12 protein-coding genes are annotated in these 15,073 nt (G+C 70.7%); 4 read left to right on the forward strand and 8 right to left on the reverse strand.

Features of this window, described 5'->3' with window-relative positions:
- Positions 1-3: 3 nt before the first annotated feature.
- The 3 genes from ABD648_RS09820 to ABD648_RS09830 form a co-directional block, all read right to left on the reverse strand.
- Complete coding sequence (locus ABD648_RS09820) at positions 4-2,088, reverse strand: acyl-CoA dehydrogenase family protein (RefSeq protein WP_282214770.1); 2,085 nt, start codon at positions 2,086-2,088, stop codon at positions 4-6.
- Positions 2,089-2,326: 238 nt separating this feature from the next.
- Complete coding sequence (locus ABD648_RS09825) at positions 2,327-4,096, reverse strand: glycoside hydrolase family 3 protein (RefSeq protein WP_282214771.1); 1,770 nt, start codon at positions 4,094-4,096, stop codon at positions 2,327-2,329.
- Entirely contained in the window at positions 4,093-5,391 is a 1,299-nt protein-coding gene (locus ABD648_RS09830; RefSeq protein ID WP_282214772.1) for an MFS transporter, read from the reverse strand. The genes ABD648_RS09825 and ABD648_RS09830 overlap by 4 nt, the downstream gene beginning before the upstream one ends.
- Before the next feature lie 134 nt (positions 5,392-5,525).
- On the opposite strand from ABD648_RS09830, the gene ABD648_RS09835 reads away from it, so the two are divergent.
- Positions 5,526-6,800 (forward strand): TetR/AcrR family transcriptional regulator, encoded by a 1,275-nt coding sequence (locus tag ABD648_RS09835; RefSeq protein WP_282214773.1) that lies wholly within the window; start codon positions 5,526-5,528, stop codon positions 6,798-6,800.
- Between the two features lie 9 nt (positions 6,801-6,809).
- Here ABD648_RS09835 and recQ read toward each other — a convergent pair whose 3' ends face one another.
- Complete coding sequence (gene recQ / locus ABD648_RS09840) at positions 6,810-8,867, reverse strand: DNA helicase RecQ (RefSeq protein WP_282214774.1); 2,058 nt, start codon at positions 8,865-8,867, stop codon at positions 6,810-6,812.
- 89 nt (positions 8,868-8,956) lie between these two features.
- Here recQ and ABD648_RS09845 point away from each other — a divergent pair, with 89 nt between their 5' ends.
- From ABD648_RS09845 to ABD648_RS09855, 3 genes are read left to right on the forward strand one after another with little or no spacing between them, the layout of a single operon-like run.
- On the forward strand, positions 8,957-9,268 hold the full coding sequence (locus tag ABD648_RS09845; protein WP_282214775.1) for a GNAT family N-acetyltransferase: 312 nt from the start codon (positions 8,957-8,959) through the stop codon (positions 9,266-9,268).
- Entirely contained in the window at positions 9,265-10,182 is a 918-nt protein-coding gene (locus tag ABD648_RS09850) for a pirin family protein (RefSeq protein ID WP_282214776.1), read from the forward strand. The genes ABD648_RS09845 and ABD648_RS09850 overlap by 4 nt, the downstream gene beginning before the upstream one ends.
- A 5-nt stretch (positions 10,183-10,187) precedes the next feature.
- Positions 10,188-11,309: a DUF6226 family protein gene (locus ABD648_RS09855; protein ID WP_282214777.1), complete on the forward strand. Its 1,122-nt coding sequence runs from the start codon at positions 10,188-10,190 to the stop codon at positions 11,307-11,309.
- Between the two features lie 16 nt (positions 11,310-11,325).
- Here ABD648_RS09855 and ABD648_RS09860 read toward each other — a convergent pair whose 3' ends face one another.
- From ABD648_RS09860 to ABD648_RS09875, 4 genes are read right to left on the reverse strand one after another with little or no spacing between them, the layout of a single operon-like run.
- Positions 11,326-12,783, reverse strand: a complete 1,458-nt coding sequence (locus ABD648_RS09860) for a sodium/solute symporter (protein WP_282214778.1) — start codon at positions 12,781-12,783, stop codon at positions 11,326-11,328.
- On the reverse strand, positions 12,780-13,154 hold the full coding sequence (locus ABD648_RS09865) for a heavy metal transporter (protein ID WP_282214779.1): 375 nt from the start codon (positions 13,152-13,154) through the stop codon (positions 12,780-12,782). Before ABD648_RS09865 ends, ABD648_RS09860 begins: the two co-directional genes overlap by 4 nt.
- A complete protein-coding gene (locus ABD648_RS09870; RefSeq protein WP_282214780.1) occupies positions 13,151-13,870 on the reverse strand; it encodes a LytR/AlgR family response regulator transcription factor in 720 nt (239 codons plus the stop codon). Before ABD648_RS09870 ends, ABD648_RS09865 begins: the two co-directional genes overlap by 4 nt.
- Positions 13,867-15,060: a sensor histidine kinase gene (locus tag ABD648_RS09875; protein ID WP_282214781.1), complete on the reverse strand. Its 1,194-nt coding sequence runs from the start codon at positions 15,058-15,060 to the stop codon at positions 13,867-13,869. The genes ABD648_RS09870 and ABD648_RS09875 overlap by 4 nt, the downstream gene beginning before the upstream one ends.
- Between the last annotated feature and the right edge of the window lie 13 nt (positions 15,061-15,073).

The raw sequence follows: 15,073 nt of genomic DNA on the forward strand, positions 1-15,073 counted from the left end.
CGATCAGCGCTGCTTCAGATCACCCAGCGGCTCGCGCTTGACCTTCTTCTCCCGCACGGGTGCCTTGCCCGATGCCTCGAGGTCGGCGTAGTAGGCGCGGGCCTCGTCCTGACGCTGCTTCTCGACACCGCTCGCGATGGGGGCGCGGACGTGCTCCGGCTCGTAGCCGAAGGCGTCGACGAGGTCGAGCGCGTAGGGACGCAGTCGCGCGCACAGGCGGTCGATGTAGCTCGAGACCGCGGCAGCACGCTGGGTCGACAGGCGACCGTTGATCAGGTGCCAGGCCAGGTGCTTCTCGATCAGCTGAAGACCGAACAGGTCGCGCAGCCAGGTGAGCACCTTCTTCGTGTCGGCGTCGTCGATCTCGTGCACGGCATCCGTGAAGGCCTCCCACTGCAGCAGCTCGCCGTGCGCACGGGCGGCCTCGATGAGCTCGGCCTGGTTCTCGTTGAAGAGGCGCGCGCCGAGGGCCTTGTCCTTCGCGCCGGGGCGCAGGCGAGCGGCGATGTCGGCGACCATCTGCTGCACGCGGCCGGCGAGCAGATCGTGCTGCTGCTCTTCGCGCAGGCCGCGCTCGACCGAGCGGGACACCTGGCCGAAGTCGGACACGGCCTGACCGAGCTGACGGAGTCCTGCACCGTGGAAGACCTTGCCCGCGGTCATGCCGACGGCGAACTTCGCGAGCGCCGCGGCATCCTTGCCCTTGAACTGGCTCGCGTAGTCGGTCAGCAGGCGCTTGCCGACCAGCTGGAGCAGCACATTGTTGTCGCCCTCGAAGGTGACGTAGATGTCGAGGTCGGCACGGAGTCCGACGAGGCGGTTCTCGAACATGAACCCGGCACCACCGCAGGCTTCGCGCGCCTCCTGCAGGGTGTCGAGCGCGTGCCAGGTCGACAGCGGCTTGAGGGCGGCCGCGAGCGTCTCGAGGTCTTCGCGGTCGGCGGGGGTGTCGATGCGACCCGAGAAGACGCCGTCGAACTTCTGCAGGAACTCGTCGTGCGCGAAGATCTGCGCGTACGTGGTGGCGAGCCGCGGGAGCAGCCGGCGCTGGTGCTTGCCGTAGTCGAGGAGCACGACCTCCTGGCCGTCGGCGCCGTCGAACTGGCGACGCTGGGTCGCGTACGTGATCGCGATCTTCAGCGCGAGGGCGGATGCCCAGCTGGCCGCACCGTCGAGCGAGACGCGACCCTGCACGAGCGTGCCGAGCATCGTGAAGAAGCGACGGCCGGGGCTGTCGATCGCGCTGGAGTAGGTGCCGTCTGCGGCGACGTCGCCGTAGCGGTTCAGCAGGTTCGTGCGGGGGATGCGGACCTGGTCGAACGAGAGCCGACCGTTGTCGATGCCGTTGAGTCCGCCCTTGAGTCCGTCGTCCTCACGGCCGATGCCCGGGAGATCGTTGCCGTCCTCGCCGCGCAGGGGCACGTAGAAGCAGTGCACGCCGTGGTTGACGCCGTTCGTGATCAGCTGCGCGAACACGGTCGCGGCGATGCCGTGCAGTGCGGCGTTGCCGAGGTACTCCTTCGTCGCCGCGCGGAACGGCGTGTGGATGACGAACTCCTCGGTGTCCGGGTCGTAGGTCGCGGTCGTGCCGACGGCCGCGACGTCGGAGCCGTGGCCGATCTCGGTCATGGCGAAGGCGCCGGGAATCGACAGGTCCATGACACCGGGGAGCCACTTCTCGTGGTGCTCCGTCGTGCCGAGCTGCAGGATCGCCGATCCGAACAGCCCCCACTGCACGCCCGACTTGATCTGCAGGCTCGGGTCGGCGACCACGAGCTCCTCGAAGCCGGCGATGTTCGCGCCGTTGTTCTCCTCGCCGCCGAGCGACTTCGGGAAGGCGCGGTGCACGGCCTTGTTCTCGACCAGCAGGTGCAGCTGGCTCAGCACGCGCTCGCGGTGCTCGTCCTTGCCGAGCTCGTCCTTGCGCCAGAACGCGGAGTCCTTGATCATCTCGCGCGCCTCGCGGCGGGTGTCGGCCCAGGTGCCCATCAGCGCATCGTTGACGGCGGCGACATCGATCTGCGGGACGGTGAGCGGCTCGATCGACACGTCAGGTGTCGTCGAAGGACGGACGGCGGCGTCGACCATGGCATTCCTCCAGAGAGAAGTAGGGATGCCTCCATGGTAGGTCTGCGACAAACCAAGGCGAAGTCGACTGTACTGATCCTCTAACGATGCGCCGGGGCATCCCGCCATCCGCTTGTCGCCAGCCGACAGGATGGCGCTCCCCTCCCCGCCGAGCCGCCCCCTTCTGCGCGAACCGCCCCTCTATGAACGCTCATAGAGGGGCGGCTCGCACGCAGAGGGGCCGGTCGGCGGGCAGGACTCAGAGCGAGAGGCCGTGCCCGAAGCGGAACAGCGGGTCGGCGGTGTCGAACGGCACGTCGGGACGCGACGCCTCGACGGCCGCCATCGAGCGCGGGAGATCGAACGGCAGCTTCCCCAGCGCGGCGACGGCTCCGCTGAGCACATCGAGGAGCGCCGCACCCGAGGCTCCCCAGTTCACGGTGACCGCAGCCGCAGCATCCGTGATCGGGGTGAGGATCGGCGGGCGGTCGGCGAGCACGTCGACCACCGTCGGCACGGCCGCCGCCACCTCGCGCACGTGCGCGACCACGTCGTCGGCGAAATCGAGCGACCCCGCGTGGAAGAAGTTCTCGAACATCGTCGCCCGCTCCTCGAACGGAGCCTGCAGGCGGATGACGGCGAGGTCGGCCTCGTCCGGCGTCGCGACGACCTCGCCGAAGGATGCCGCGACCGCGGCGTCGATCCCCTCGACATAGAGCTTCAGCCCGGGGGCGAACGGCAGGGCGCCGTCGTTCGTGAGCACCGTGATCGACGCGCGCTGCGCGTTCTCTCCCGCCGCGCGGAAGTCGGCGCGGCCGACGACCTCGTCTGCGGCATCCTCATCGACGAGGGGATCCTCGAAGAGCCCCAGCTCGAACTTCTCCCGCAGAATCCGGCGCGCGGAGACGTCGATGCGCTCCTCGGTGATCTCGCCGTCGGCGATGAGCGCCAGCAGCAGCTCCGGGTCGGCCTCGCCGCCGAACTGGTCGGCGCCGGCATCCAGCACCTTCTTCATCCGCTCGCGGGGCGTCAGGTCCTCGACTCCCCAGGCGCGCGCCGGGAACGGCTGGCCGAAGATCTCGGAGTCGTTGATCAGCCCCCAGTCGGTGCACACGAGACCGTCGAAACCGTAGCGCTCGCGCAGGAGGCCGGTGATGACGGACTTGTTGAACCCGAATCCGACCTCCTCGTACTCGGTGCCGACCGGCATGCCGTAGTACGGCATCATCTGCCGGGTGCCTGCGGCGAGCGCGTCCTCGAACGGCTTGAGATGCAGCTCGAACTCGCCGCCCGGGTAGACCTGCTCGCGACCGTACGGGAAGTGCGGGTCCTCGCCGTCCTTCTGCGGTCCGCCTCCGGGGAAGTGCTTGGTCATCGTCGAGACCGAGCCGGGGCCGAAGGCCGCACCCTGGAACCCGCGGATGTAGGCGGCGCCCAGTCGGCCGGAGAGCTCGGCATCCTCGCCGAAGGTCGCCGTCTGCCGCGCCCAGCGCGGCTCGGTCGCGAGGTCGACCTGCGGGTGCAGAGCCACGCGGAGTCCGACCGCGGTGTACTCCTGACGCGCGATGTCGGCGAAGCGCTCGACCAGTTCCTCGTCGCGCGTCGCGGCGAGGCCCAGGGTCTCGGGCCACTGCGAGAACGGACCGGCGAGGATCGACGCACCCGGGTTCTCGCTGAACGAGTGGCGCGGGTCCGTCGACAGGGTGACAGGGATGCCGAGACGCGTGGATGCCGCGAGCCGCTGCAGCGCGTTCTGCCACGCCGCGATCTCCCGGCCCGTGGGGGCGGCGCCGAGCAGGTTGAAGTGCGTCATCCGCTTCGTCTCGAGGAACTCCCTCGCCGACGGCGTCGCGAAGACGGGGTTCGGCTCCTCGAGATCGCCGATCGCGATCATCGTGTGGAAGAAGAGCCCGGCCTTCTCCTCGATCGTCATCGCGTCGAGGAGGAGCTGCACCCGCTCGTCGACCGGCAGGTCGGCGTTCAGCCAGGGGCGGGCGGTGGTCGTGGCGGTGGTGTCGGAGATGGTCACTTGACTCCCTTGATGCGGTAGACGAGAACGGCACCGGCGAGCGCGACGAGCGCGCCGAAGAGGTACCAGGTGGTGTAGCCGCCGAGCGGCGTGGCCGCGCCCAGCGCGATGATTCCGGGGGCGATGGCCGGGGCGATCGACTGCGGCAGGGCGTTGGCGATGTTCAGCACGCCGAGGTCCTTCGCCACGTCGTCGGGGTTGGGCAGCACCTCGGTCGCGAGGGCGAGGTCGACCGAGAGGAAGGAACCGGCGCCGAGGCCGATGATCGCCTGCGCCACGATGACGGTCGTGATGTCGGGGGCGACGGCGAGGATCACGAGGCCGACCACCATGATGAGACCCGCGACGGCGACGAACGGGCGACGCTTGCCGATCTTGTCGGAGAGGAAGCCGCCCAGCGGCGAGGAGATCGCCATCGCGGCCATCGACGCGAGGTTCGCGGCGAGGATGATGCCGACCGCCCCCTGCTCGTCGAGGCCGAACTTGGTCACGAGGTACAGCGGCAGGAAGGTGGCGATGCCGGCGTATCCGAACATGACGAAGAACTTGGTCAGCCAGGTCCAGCCGAAGTCGGGGTGCTTGCGCGGGTTGAACACGAACGAGCCGAAGAAGGTGCCGATCGTGAACCTCTCGGCGGGCTTCTGGGCGAGACGGCGGTCCTTGAGGAGCAGCACGAAGACGATCACGAGCACGAGGGCGATCGCGCCGGGCACGACGAAGCGCTCGAAGTCGCCGGGGAGGAAGTTCACGAGGAAGCTGCCGGCGAGGATGCCGATGGGCGTGGTGATCCCGATGATGCCGGAGACCTTGCCGCGGCTCGAGACGGGCACCTGGTCGGGCAGCGTCGCGTTCGCCGCTGCGAGCACGGCGTTCATCGACGCCTGCACCAGGCACCAGGCGAGCAGGACGACGAGCACGGAGTCGGCCGCGCCGATCAGCGCGAAGCCGCCGAGGCCGACGATCGCGCCGCCGAGGATCCACGGGCGACGCATGCCCCACCGCGACGTCGTGCGGTCGGAGAGCCGGCCCACCAGTGGGTTCGCGATGAGGGCGAATGCCGCGCCGACGCCCATGACGAGACCGAGGCTGCCCTCGGTGTTGGTCGGGTCGATGTGTTGGATCTTGAACGCCATCGACACCATCACCGGGGTGAGCAGGGCGAGATAGACGCCGAAGTTCACGGCGGCGAGGCCCGGCGTGTACCCGCGGGGCGTCCGGGGCGGCGTCGTTCCCGGGGCCTTGAAGCCGGTCGTGCCGACCGCTGCCGCGGTCGCGGCGGATGACAGCTCTGTCATGACAGTCCTTTCGATGCGCCGCACGTCTTCGGGCGAGGCGGCTCTGGGACGACCTTACATCAATCTCGACCGATTGGTAAGTGAATGCCGACCGCCTGGTAATGAGACAGGATAGGAGCAGGGAAGAGGATGCGATGACGACGACGGTGCCCCAGGGCTCACGGCACGACCGCGCCGCCGCGACGCGCGGACGGATCGTGTCCGCCGCGCGCGAGCTCTTCGTCAGCCACGGCTATCGCTCCACCTCCCTGCGCGACATCGCCACGGCGGCATCGGTCAGCCATCCGGGCCTGCTCGGCCACTTCGCATCGAAGGACGCCCTGCTCGCCGAGGTGGTCGGCGAGTTCGAAGCGGAGAACGAGGCGGTCTTCAGCGCGGTGGCCGCGGCATCCGAACCCGGCGAGCTGATCTTCGCCCAGCTCGCCGAACGGAATGCGCGGACCGTGGGCTATCTCGAGCTGTTCGCCGCGCTGACCGGGGAGGCATCGTCTCCGGGACACCCCGCGCACGAGCGGATGCGGGAGCGCTACGCGCAGTTGCGCAGCCTGAGCCGCGACGTGCTCGCAGACGCTCAGCACCTCGGCGCGATCGACTCCGAGCGTGACGTCGACGGCGAGATCACACGCCACACCGCCGGCTGGGACGGACTGCAGCTGCTCGCCCAGTACCTGCCGGGCGAGGTCGACGTGGTCGAGATGCTGGAAGAGCGCGAGGCGCTGTGGGCACTGCCCCACGGCTGGCGCGACCCCGACGACGGCGAGCCCGCGACGGAGGCCTCGGGACCCCTGCCTCCTCCGTTCGGCGACGAGCCGGTCGGCGTCGAACCCGGGTACGCGGTCGGACGCCGACGTCGCGCGCAGATCGTCGCCGATGCCATGCGGCTGTTCTCGCGCGACGGCTATGGCGACACGAGCCTGCGCGACATCGCCGAGGCCGTCGGCGTCTCGAAGTCGACCCTGCTGCACCACTACCCCACCAAGGAGCTGCTGCTCAGCGCCGTGCTCGCCGAGCGCGACAGCGCCATCCGCGAGAGGGGCGTCGTGCGCGCGTCGGAGCGCGCCGGGGAGCTGCTCCGCGGCATCGCCGACGGCGCACGGGTGAACGCGCTCGAGGAGCCCGGTCTGATCCAGGTGTACGCGGTGCTCTCCTGCGAGGCCGTGCCGTCGTCGCATCCGGCGCACGAGTACTTCACGGACCGCTTCCGGAGTGCGATCGCGTACTTCACCGAGCTCTTCCGCCTCGCCCAGGTCGACGGCGACCTGCCCGAGCACCGCGACCCCGCTCGCGAGGCCATCTGGCTCATCGCGATGTGGGACGGCCTGCAGTATCAGTGGCTCTACGACCGGGACGCCGTCGACGTCGCCGCGCACCTGCGTGCGCACATCGACGACGTGCTGCCGGTCAGCTGACCAGGCCGGTCAGGCCGCGGCGATGACCGCGAGCACGCCTTCGCCGTAGGCCTCGCGCTTCTTCGCGCCGATGCCGGTGATGCCGTCGAGATCGCCGAGGGATGCCGGGCGATGCTCGGCCAGAGCCCGCAGGGTCGCGTCGCCGAACACGATGTACGCCGGAACACCCTGCTCGCGGGCGGTCTCGGCGCGCCAGGCGCGCAGCGCCTCGAACAGCCCGCGGTCCCCGGCATCCAGGGCGTCGGCCGCACTGGCCTTGCGAGCACGGGTCGACGAGGCCGGGCGCCCGATCGTGTCCTTGCGCAGCGGCACGGGCGTCTCGCCGCGCAGCACGGCGGCCGCGGCCTCACCGGGAGCGAGGGTGCCGTAGTCGCCCTGGGCGACGAGGATGCCGCGGGCGAGGAGTTGCCGCACGACGCTGCGCCAGTCCTGGTCGGAGAGATCGGCACCGATGCCGTAGGTCGCGAGCTTGTCATGACCCTGCTGACGGATGCGCTCGGTCGAGGCGCCGCGGAGGATGTCGACGAGGTGCCCGGCGCCGAACGACTGGTTGCGCTCGCGCTTCAAACGCACGATCGTCGAGAGCAGCTTCTGCGCGGGGACGAGGCCGTCGAACGTCTCGGTGTCGTCGAGACAGGTGTCGCAGTTGCCGCACGGCTGCGAATCCTGACCGAAGTATCCGAGCAGGTTCTGCCGACGGCACTCGACCGTCTCGCACAGGGCGAGCATCGCATCGAGGTGCTGCCCGAGCCGCATCTTGAACGTGCGGTCGCCCGGGCTCTGGTCGATCATGCGGCGCTGCTGCACGACGTCGCCGAGGCCGTACGCCATCCAGGCGACCGAGGGCTCGCCGTCGCGACCCGCGCGACCCGTCTCCTGGTAGTACCCCTCGACGGACTTCGGCAGGTCGATGTGCGCGACGAAACGCACGTCGGGCTTGTCGATGCCCATGCCGAACGCGATGGTGGCGACCATGACCACGCCGTCTTCGCGCAGGAAGCGCGACTGGTTCGCCGCCCGCACCTCGGCCGGGAGTCCCGCGTGATACGGCAGGGCGTCGAGACCCTGTGCCGCGAGGTAGGTGGCCGTCTGCTCGACCGACTTGCGGCTGAGCGCGTAGACGATGCCGGCCGGCTGGGCGCCGTCGTCGGTCGCCGGGGTCTGCGATTTGATGAAAGAGACGAGCTGCTTACGCGGGTCGACCTTCGGCACGATCCGGTACTGGATGTTCGGCCGGTCGAAGCTGGCGACGAAGTGCTTCGCGGTGTCGAGCCGCAGCCGGTCGGTGAGCTCCTTGTGGGTCGCCGCGGTCGCCGTCGCGGTGAGCGCCATGCGGGGCACACCGGGGAACCGCTCGCCGAGGTCGCCCAGCGCGAGGTAGTCGGGACGGAAGTCGTGCCCCCACTGCGACACGCAGTGCGCCTCGTCGATCGCGATGACGCTGAGCGTGCCGCGCTGCAACAGCGCTGTGGTCTGCGCGCTCGAGAGGCGCTCGGGGGCGACATAGATCAGGTCGAGCTCACCGGCGACGTAGGCGCGCTCGACCTCTCGGCGCTCGTCGATCGCCTGTGTCGAGTTCAGATACGCGGCCTTGACGCCGTTCGCGCGCAGCGCGTCGACCTGGTCGTGCATGAGCGCGATGAGCGGACTGATCACGAGACCGGTCCCCTCGCGCACGAGCGCCGGCACCTGGTACGTGATGCTCTTGCCGCCGCCGGTGGGCATCAGCACGACCGCGTCGCCCCCGGCGATCACCTGGTCGACGATGGCGGCCTGGTCGCCGCGGAACTCGTCGTAGCCGAAGACCGTGTGCAGCGCCTCGGCTGCAGTGGCGTAGCGGCTCGGCGTGGCCTTGCGGACCTCGCGCCCTTCGACAGGCTCAGGGACCCACGATCTCGGTGCGACCTTGGTGACCGGCCCGGGACCCCAGTCGAGCGGCGGTTCGAACCCCGCTCCCTGCGGTTCCCAGTCCATCGGCTCGGGCGGAGCAGACGACTCCCAGCCGTCGTCGTAGGGCTCGTCGGCGTACGGCAGATCCGCGTACGGGTCACGGGGAGTCTGCGGCATCCCTCCAGCGTAACGATCCCCGCCGACCTCGGCGGCGCCCGTCCACAGATACGGGCGTAGGTTGGATGCAGACGCATGAAGGAGCACCCATGACCGACATCACCGTCACCCGCAACGACGAGGAATCGCGCTACGAGATCCGCTCGGGCGACGTGCTCGCCGGTTTCGCCGCGTTCGATCTGCGTCCCGGTTCCATCCGCTTCCTCCATACCGAGATCGACGACGAGTTCCAGGGTCAGGGTCTCGCGGGGAAGCTCGCTTCAGCGGCGCTGACGGATGCCGCGGGTCGCGGCGAGGCGATCGTGCCGCTGTGCCCCTACATCGCGAAGTACCTCGAGACGCATGAGATCGAGGGCGCCGAGATCCGCTGGCCGCGCCCCCGAACGGCCGATTCCGAATGATCGGGCAGCGCCGCATCGTCCTGGAGCCCCGCGAGGTTCCGCTCGGCGGGGTGCGCGGCATGAATGTCCTGCGTGCACTTCCGCATCGCAACCTGCCGACGATCGGCGCCTGGTGCTTCCTCGACCGGTTCGGCCCTGCCGACACGAAGATGCGCGTCGAGCCGCACCCGCACATCGGTCTGCAGACCGTGACCTGGCCGCTCGTCGGCGAGATCCGGCACCGCGACTCCCTCGGCAGCGACGCCGACCTGCGCCGCGGCCAGCTGAACCTGATGACCGCTGGCAACGGCATCTCACACTCGGAGTACTCGATCGGCGAGAGCCCGATCCCCCTCGACGCGCTGCAGCTCTGGGTCGTGCTGCCGGACTCCGCCCGCCACGGCGCGGGAGGATTCGAGCGGCACACGGAGCTGCCGACGGTGGCCCTGACGGCGGATGCCGGGGCCGATGCCACGGCGACGGTCGTGCTCGGCGAGTTCGCGGGTGTCTCATCGCCGGCGACGGTGCACACCCCGATCGTCGGCGCCGAGATCGTGCTCGCGCCGGGCTCCCGCGTGCGGCTGCCGATGGCGTCGGCCTGGGAGCATGCGCTCATGCTCGTCGAGGGCGATGCCGTCGTGTCCGAGCATCCGCTGGAGCGCAACGAGCTGCTGTACCTGGGCGATTCCCGCGATCACGTCGAAGTCTCGTCGACCGAGGGCGCCCTCCTGTTCCTGCTCGGCGGCGAGCCGTTCGAGGACGAGATCGTGATGTGGTGGAACTTCGCCGGCCGCTCGCACGAAGAGATCGTCGCGGCGCGGGAGGACTGGGAGGCGGCATCCGCTCGTTTCGGGACCGTCGACGGGCACGACGTGCGCATCCCCGCTCCGCCTCTGCCCGACGTGCGGCTGATGCCGCGAGGCCGGAAGATCTGAACCCGATGGCGACGTCGGACGTCTTCCCCGGCGCACTGGCGCGGATGCCGGATGCCAAGGAATCCGGCCTGATGATCTGGTCGAGCGCCGACCCCGCGCCTCCTCCGCGATTCGTGGAGGGCTTCGAGCGCTTCGAGACGTTCGCCCGCGACGCCGGCGCGGACCCTGCCGTCCTCGCCGCCGATCTCGCCGCGCTGTGGGATTTCGTGGCCGCACACCCCGCCCTCCTCGTTTCCGCCGACACCGCGGATGCGGCGACGCGGTTCCTGGGGAACGCGATCGCCGTCGCGCATCCGGCGGCGACGTGGCGAATGATGAGCGAACCCGAGGTGGGCACCTCGACGAGGTCGGTGACGGTGGTCGGCCTGCTGCGGACGATCGTGGAGCGCCCGGATCAGCGTGAGCCGTTCCTGGAGATGATCGCCTCGTGGCCGCAGGCCGACCGCGACGACCAGGAGCTCTCAGCCCTCGCGCAGGAAGACGCTGACGTCGAGCTCGTCGTCCCACCGGAGCCCTTCGCGCGTCCGGCGCTCGCGCTCCCGGAGTTCGTCGACGACGACGGCCGGGTCATCGGCTACGGATCCCGTTGGGCCGGCGGCTCCCCGCCGGACGACGCCTACTCGCGGGTCTCGCACCCCGAGCGCTTTGCCCCGGTGCTGACGGTCGTCGAAGCTCTGGTCGACTACCTCGAGACCTGGTACGTCGTCGACGTCGACCGCCGAGCCGGCGAATCGGATGCGCGCGTCATGCACCTGCGGCCGACGACGGGCGCGGCGATCACGATCACCGCGACCGCCGAGTCCGTGAGCATAGAGGCCGGAGCGCTGTTCCGTGACCTCGCCCCCGGCTGCACCTGCGACGCCTGCGACGAGACCGCGGAGACCGTGGCCGACCAGCTGGAGGAGACCCTGCTCGCGATCGCCGCCGGAGGACTACGGGAAGTGTTCCCCGTCGGGCGGCAGCGCTCGCTGCACACCCGGATCCTCACCGCCGACGGCGGGCGGTCGAGCAGCGGCGATCCCGGCCCGTCGATCTCGCCGGAGCGGCTGGACCGCGCCGCCGAGATCCTCGGGCGTCTCGCCGACGGCTGGTGGCCCGCCTGGTCGCTGCGCGACGCCCGGCCCTGAGAATCGCCCGCCCGCTTCAGCCGCGCTCGGGCGTGTGCACCCGCGCGAGGAAGCGCTCGGTGCGCGGGGAGGGTCCGCGGGGATCGAGGAGCGACATCACGACCGTGACCGCCGCCGCGAGGGGGATGGTCCACGCGGCCGGCTGCGCCAGGTACGGCGCGGCGACGCCGACTCCCCCGATCACGGCGTGCACGAGCAGCGCGAGGCCGGCCGCGAGGCCGCCCGACAGCATCCCCGCCACCGCTCCTCGCGCCGTGAGTCCCCGCCGCCACACGCCGAGCAGCACGACCGGCGACAGCGTCGAGGCCGCCACGACGAACACCACACCCACGCTCGAGCCGAGACCCGCGGGCGCAGTGAGCAGCGCGACGGCGAGCGGGACCAGGGCGCACAGCACCGCCGACAACCGGAACGATCGCACCGAGCCGGAGAACACGTCCTGGCTGATCACGCCGGCGAGCGAGACGACGAGCCCGGCCGAGGTCGCCAGGAACGCGGCGAAGGCACCGGCCACGATGAGCGCGGTGAGCAGCTCGCCGAAGACACCGGGGAAGACGCGCGAGGGCAGCAGGAGCACGACCGTGTCGGCGATGCCGGGCACGGCCAGGTCGGGCGCCGCGATGCGCGCCAGCAGCCCCATGGTGCTCGACACCGCGTAGAACGCGCTCACCATCACGATCACGATCACGGTCGTGCGGCGCGCCGAGACCCCGGTCGGACTCGTGTAGAACCGCACGAGCACGTGCGGGAGACCCATGGTCCCGAGCAGCAGGGCGAGCAGGAGGGATGCCGTCTCGTAGGCATCGAACCCGGAGGGCCCTGCCTCGGCAGGGAAGACGAGCGCCGGATCGAAATCGTGAGGTCCGCCGCTCAGCGCGAAGGCGATGCAGACCACCGGGACGAGGAGCGCCGTGAGCTTGAGCCAGTACTGGAACGCCTGCACGTAGGTGATCGCGCGCATGCCGCCGGCGGCCACGGCGGCGGCCACGAGCACCGCGACAGTGACGGCGCCCACCCACTCCGGCACGCCGGCGACGACGAGCAGGGTGATCCCCGCACCGTGCAGCTGCGGCACGATGTAGAGCCAGCCGATGATGAGCACCGCGATGCTGGTGACCCGCCGCGCGGCGCCCGACTCCAGCCGCGCCTCGATGAAGTCCGGGATCGTGTACGCGCCGCTGCGCCGGAGCGGGGCCGCGACGAACGCGAGCACGAGCAGATACCCGGCCGCGTAGCCGATCGGGAACCAGAACCCCCGGGCGCCGTCGAGCAGCACGAGCCCCGACAGCCCGAGGAACGTGCCCGCCGAGAGGTACTCCCCGCTGATGGCCGAGGCGTTCCACACCGGCCGCACCGTGCGAGAGGCGACGAAGAAGTCGCCGGTCGTACGCGAGATCCGCAGCCCGTACACGCCGATGAGCAGCGTCGCGACGACGACAAGCGCGACGCCGACCAGGTCGAGGACGGCGTTCACTCGCGGTCCCGCAGCGCGCGGTAGCGCCGCTCGTTGCGGGCCGCGGTGCGCACGTAGAGCACCGCGAACACGAGGATGATCGGGTAGAACGCGTAGGCCTGCAGCAGCCACGACAGCGGCAGCCCCCATACCAGCACCCTGCCGATCTCGGGGATCAGGGCGATCGTCAGCGTCAGGGCGACGACGACGAGCACGAAGCCGGCGACGGTACCGAGCGCCAGGCGGAGCTGGCTCCGCATGAGGGCCCGCGCGTAGACGGCATCCGCCTCGTCCACCGGCGAACCCGGCAGCGCGATGCCGCGGGTCGACGGGGACGGTCGCCGCACGGGGAGGTCGGCCGTCACCCGCACGCGCTTCGGGGTCACGCTCACCCGGATCCCTCGCCCCGCACCAGGGCCTCGCGCACCGCCGGCACCAGGCGTCGGCTGACCGGAAGCGACAGCTCGCCGATCGAGACCGCGGGGTCCGCCCCGGAGAGACGCGCCTCGGTCACCGCGGCGGTGCGGACCAGCGACGAGCGATGGATGCGGAGGAAGCCGGCGTCCGCCCACCGCACCTCCAGCTCGGAGATCGGGATGCGCACGAGATGCCCCGCGCCGTCGCCGGTGTGCAGCCGGGAGTAGTCGCCCTGCGCCTGCACCCAGCGCACGTCGCTGCGGCGCACGAAGCGCACGGCGGATCCGACCGTGACCGGGACCATCTCGTCGTCGCCCGATCTCGCGGTCTCGCCCAGCTCGACGACCCGATCGACGGCCTGCCGCAGCCGTTCGGCGCGGACGGGTTTGAGCAGGTAGTCCGCCGCCCGCAGTTCGAACGCCTCGACGGCGCGGGCGTCATCGGCCGTGACGAAGACCACGGCCGGCGGCTGGGCGAGGCCGAGCAGGGCGCGTGCCAGCTCTGTGCCGGTCAGCCCCGGCATGTGGATGTCGAGGAACGCGATCCGCACGGCCCGCTCCGACAGCTGCCGCAGAGCATCCGCCCCGCTGCCCGCCGTGAGGATGTCGCCGATGCGATCGTCGGTGCGCAGCAGGTGGACGAGCTCGTCGAGCGCCGGCTTCTCGTCGTCGGCGACCAGCACGTCGATCATGGGGTCACCTGATCGCGCAGAGGATCATGCAGGGGCTGCGATTTCGGGACCCGCATGCGCACCAGAGTACCCGCGCCGGTGTTGGTCTCGACGACCAGACCGCCCTCGGCGCCGTAGAGCTGGCGCAGGCGGGTGTCGACGTTGCGGAGGCCCACGTGCACGCCGTCGTCTCCCGCGGTGAGCGTGGCCCGCAGCCCCTCCGGGTCCATCCCCACGCCGTCATCCTCGACGGCGATCTCGGTGTGCGTGCCGTCGTCGCGAGAGAGGATGCGGATCTCGCCGCCACCCTCCCCCGGCTCCAGCCCGTGCCGCACGGCGTTCTCGACCAGCGGCTGCACCGAGAGGAACGGAATGACCGTGGCGAGGGTCTCCGGTGCGATCTGCAGGGTGACACGCAACCGGTCGCCGAAACGTGCGCGCTCGAGCTCGAGATAGGAGTGGATGCTGCCCAGCTCCTCGGCGAGCGTGGTGAACTCGCCCTGGCGGCGGAAGGAGTAGCGGGTGAAGTCGGCGAACTCGAGCACGAGCTCCCTGGCGCGGGCGGGGTCGGTGAGGATGAAGGACGCGATGGCGGTGAGCGCGTTGTAGATGAAGTGCGGCGAGATCTGCGCGCGCAGCGACCGCAGCTCGGCCTCGGCCAGTTGCGTGCGAGAGGCGTCGAGGCCGCCCAGCTCGACCTGCGCCGCGCACCAGTCCGCGACCTCCTCCGCCGCTCGCACGAGCGCCGCGCGCACCGGCGCTGCGAACGCCACCACCACGCCGATGACACGGCCATCGACGAGGATCGGCGCGCCGACCGCCTCCAGATCGTCGTCGGGTCCGGGAGCGGGGAAGACCTGCCGTCGGCCGGACTCCTCGACCTGCGTCGCGATGCGGAGCGCCGCCGACTCCAGTCCGTCGGACGGGCCGTCGAACGACACCGTGCCGTCGGCGCTCACGATCGCCACGGCGGCGCTGCCGAGCAGCACGCGCAGATGCCGCGCGGCCTTCACGACATCGGGCGCCGACAGTCCTGCGCGCAGATGCGGAGCCGCGAGGCTCGCATGGTGCAGGGCGTTCAGCGCCGCCTGTTCGGCATCGCTGCCGAGATCGGTCGCGCCGCGCGCGAGGCGGCGGGCGAGCAGCAGCAGCACCGTCAGGACGATCCCGCCGAGCACGCCCAGCACGGCAGCGAGAACGACGTCGGTCATGCGTTCAGCCTAG

This window comes from Microbacterium luteolum (assembly GCF_039533965.1).
GTDB lineage: Bacteria > Actinomycetota > Actinomycetes > Actinomycetales > Microbacteriaceae > Microbacterium > Microbacterium luteolum.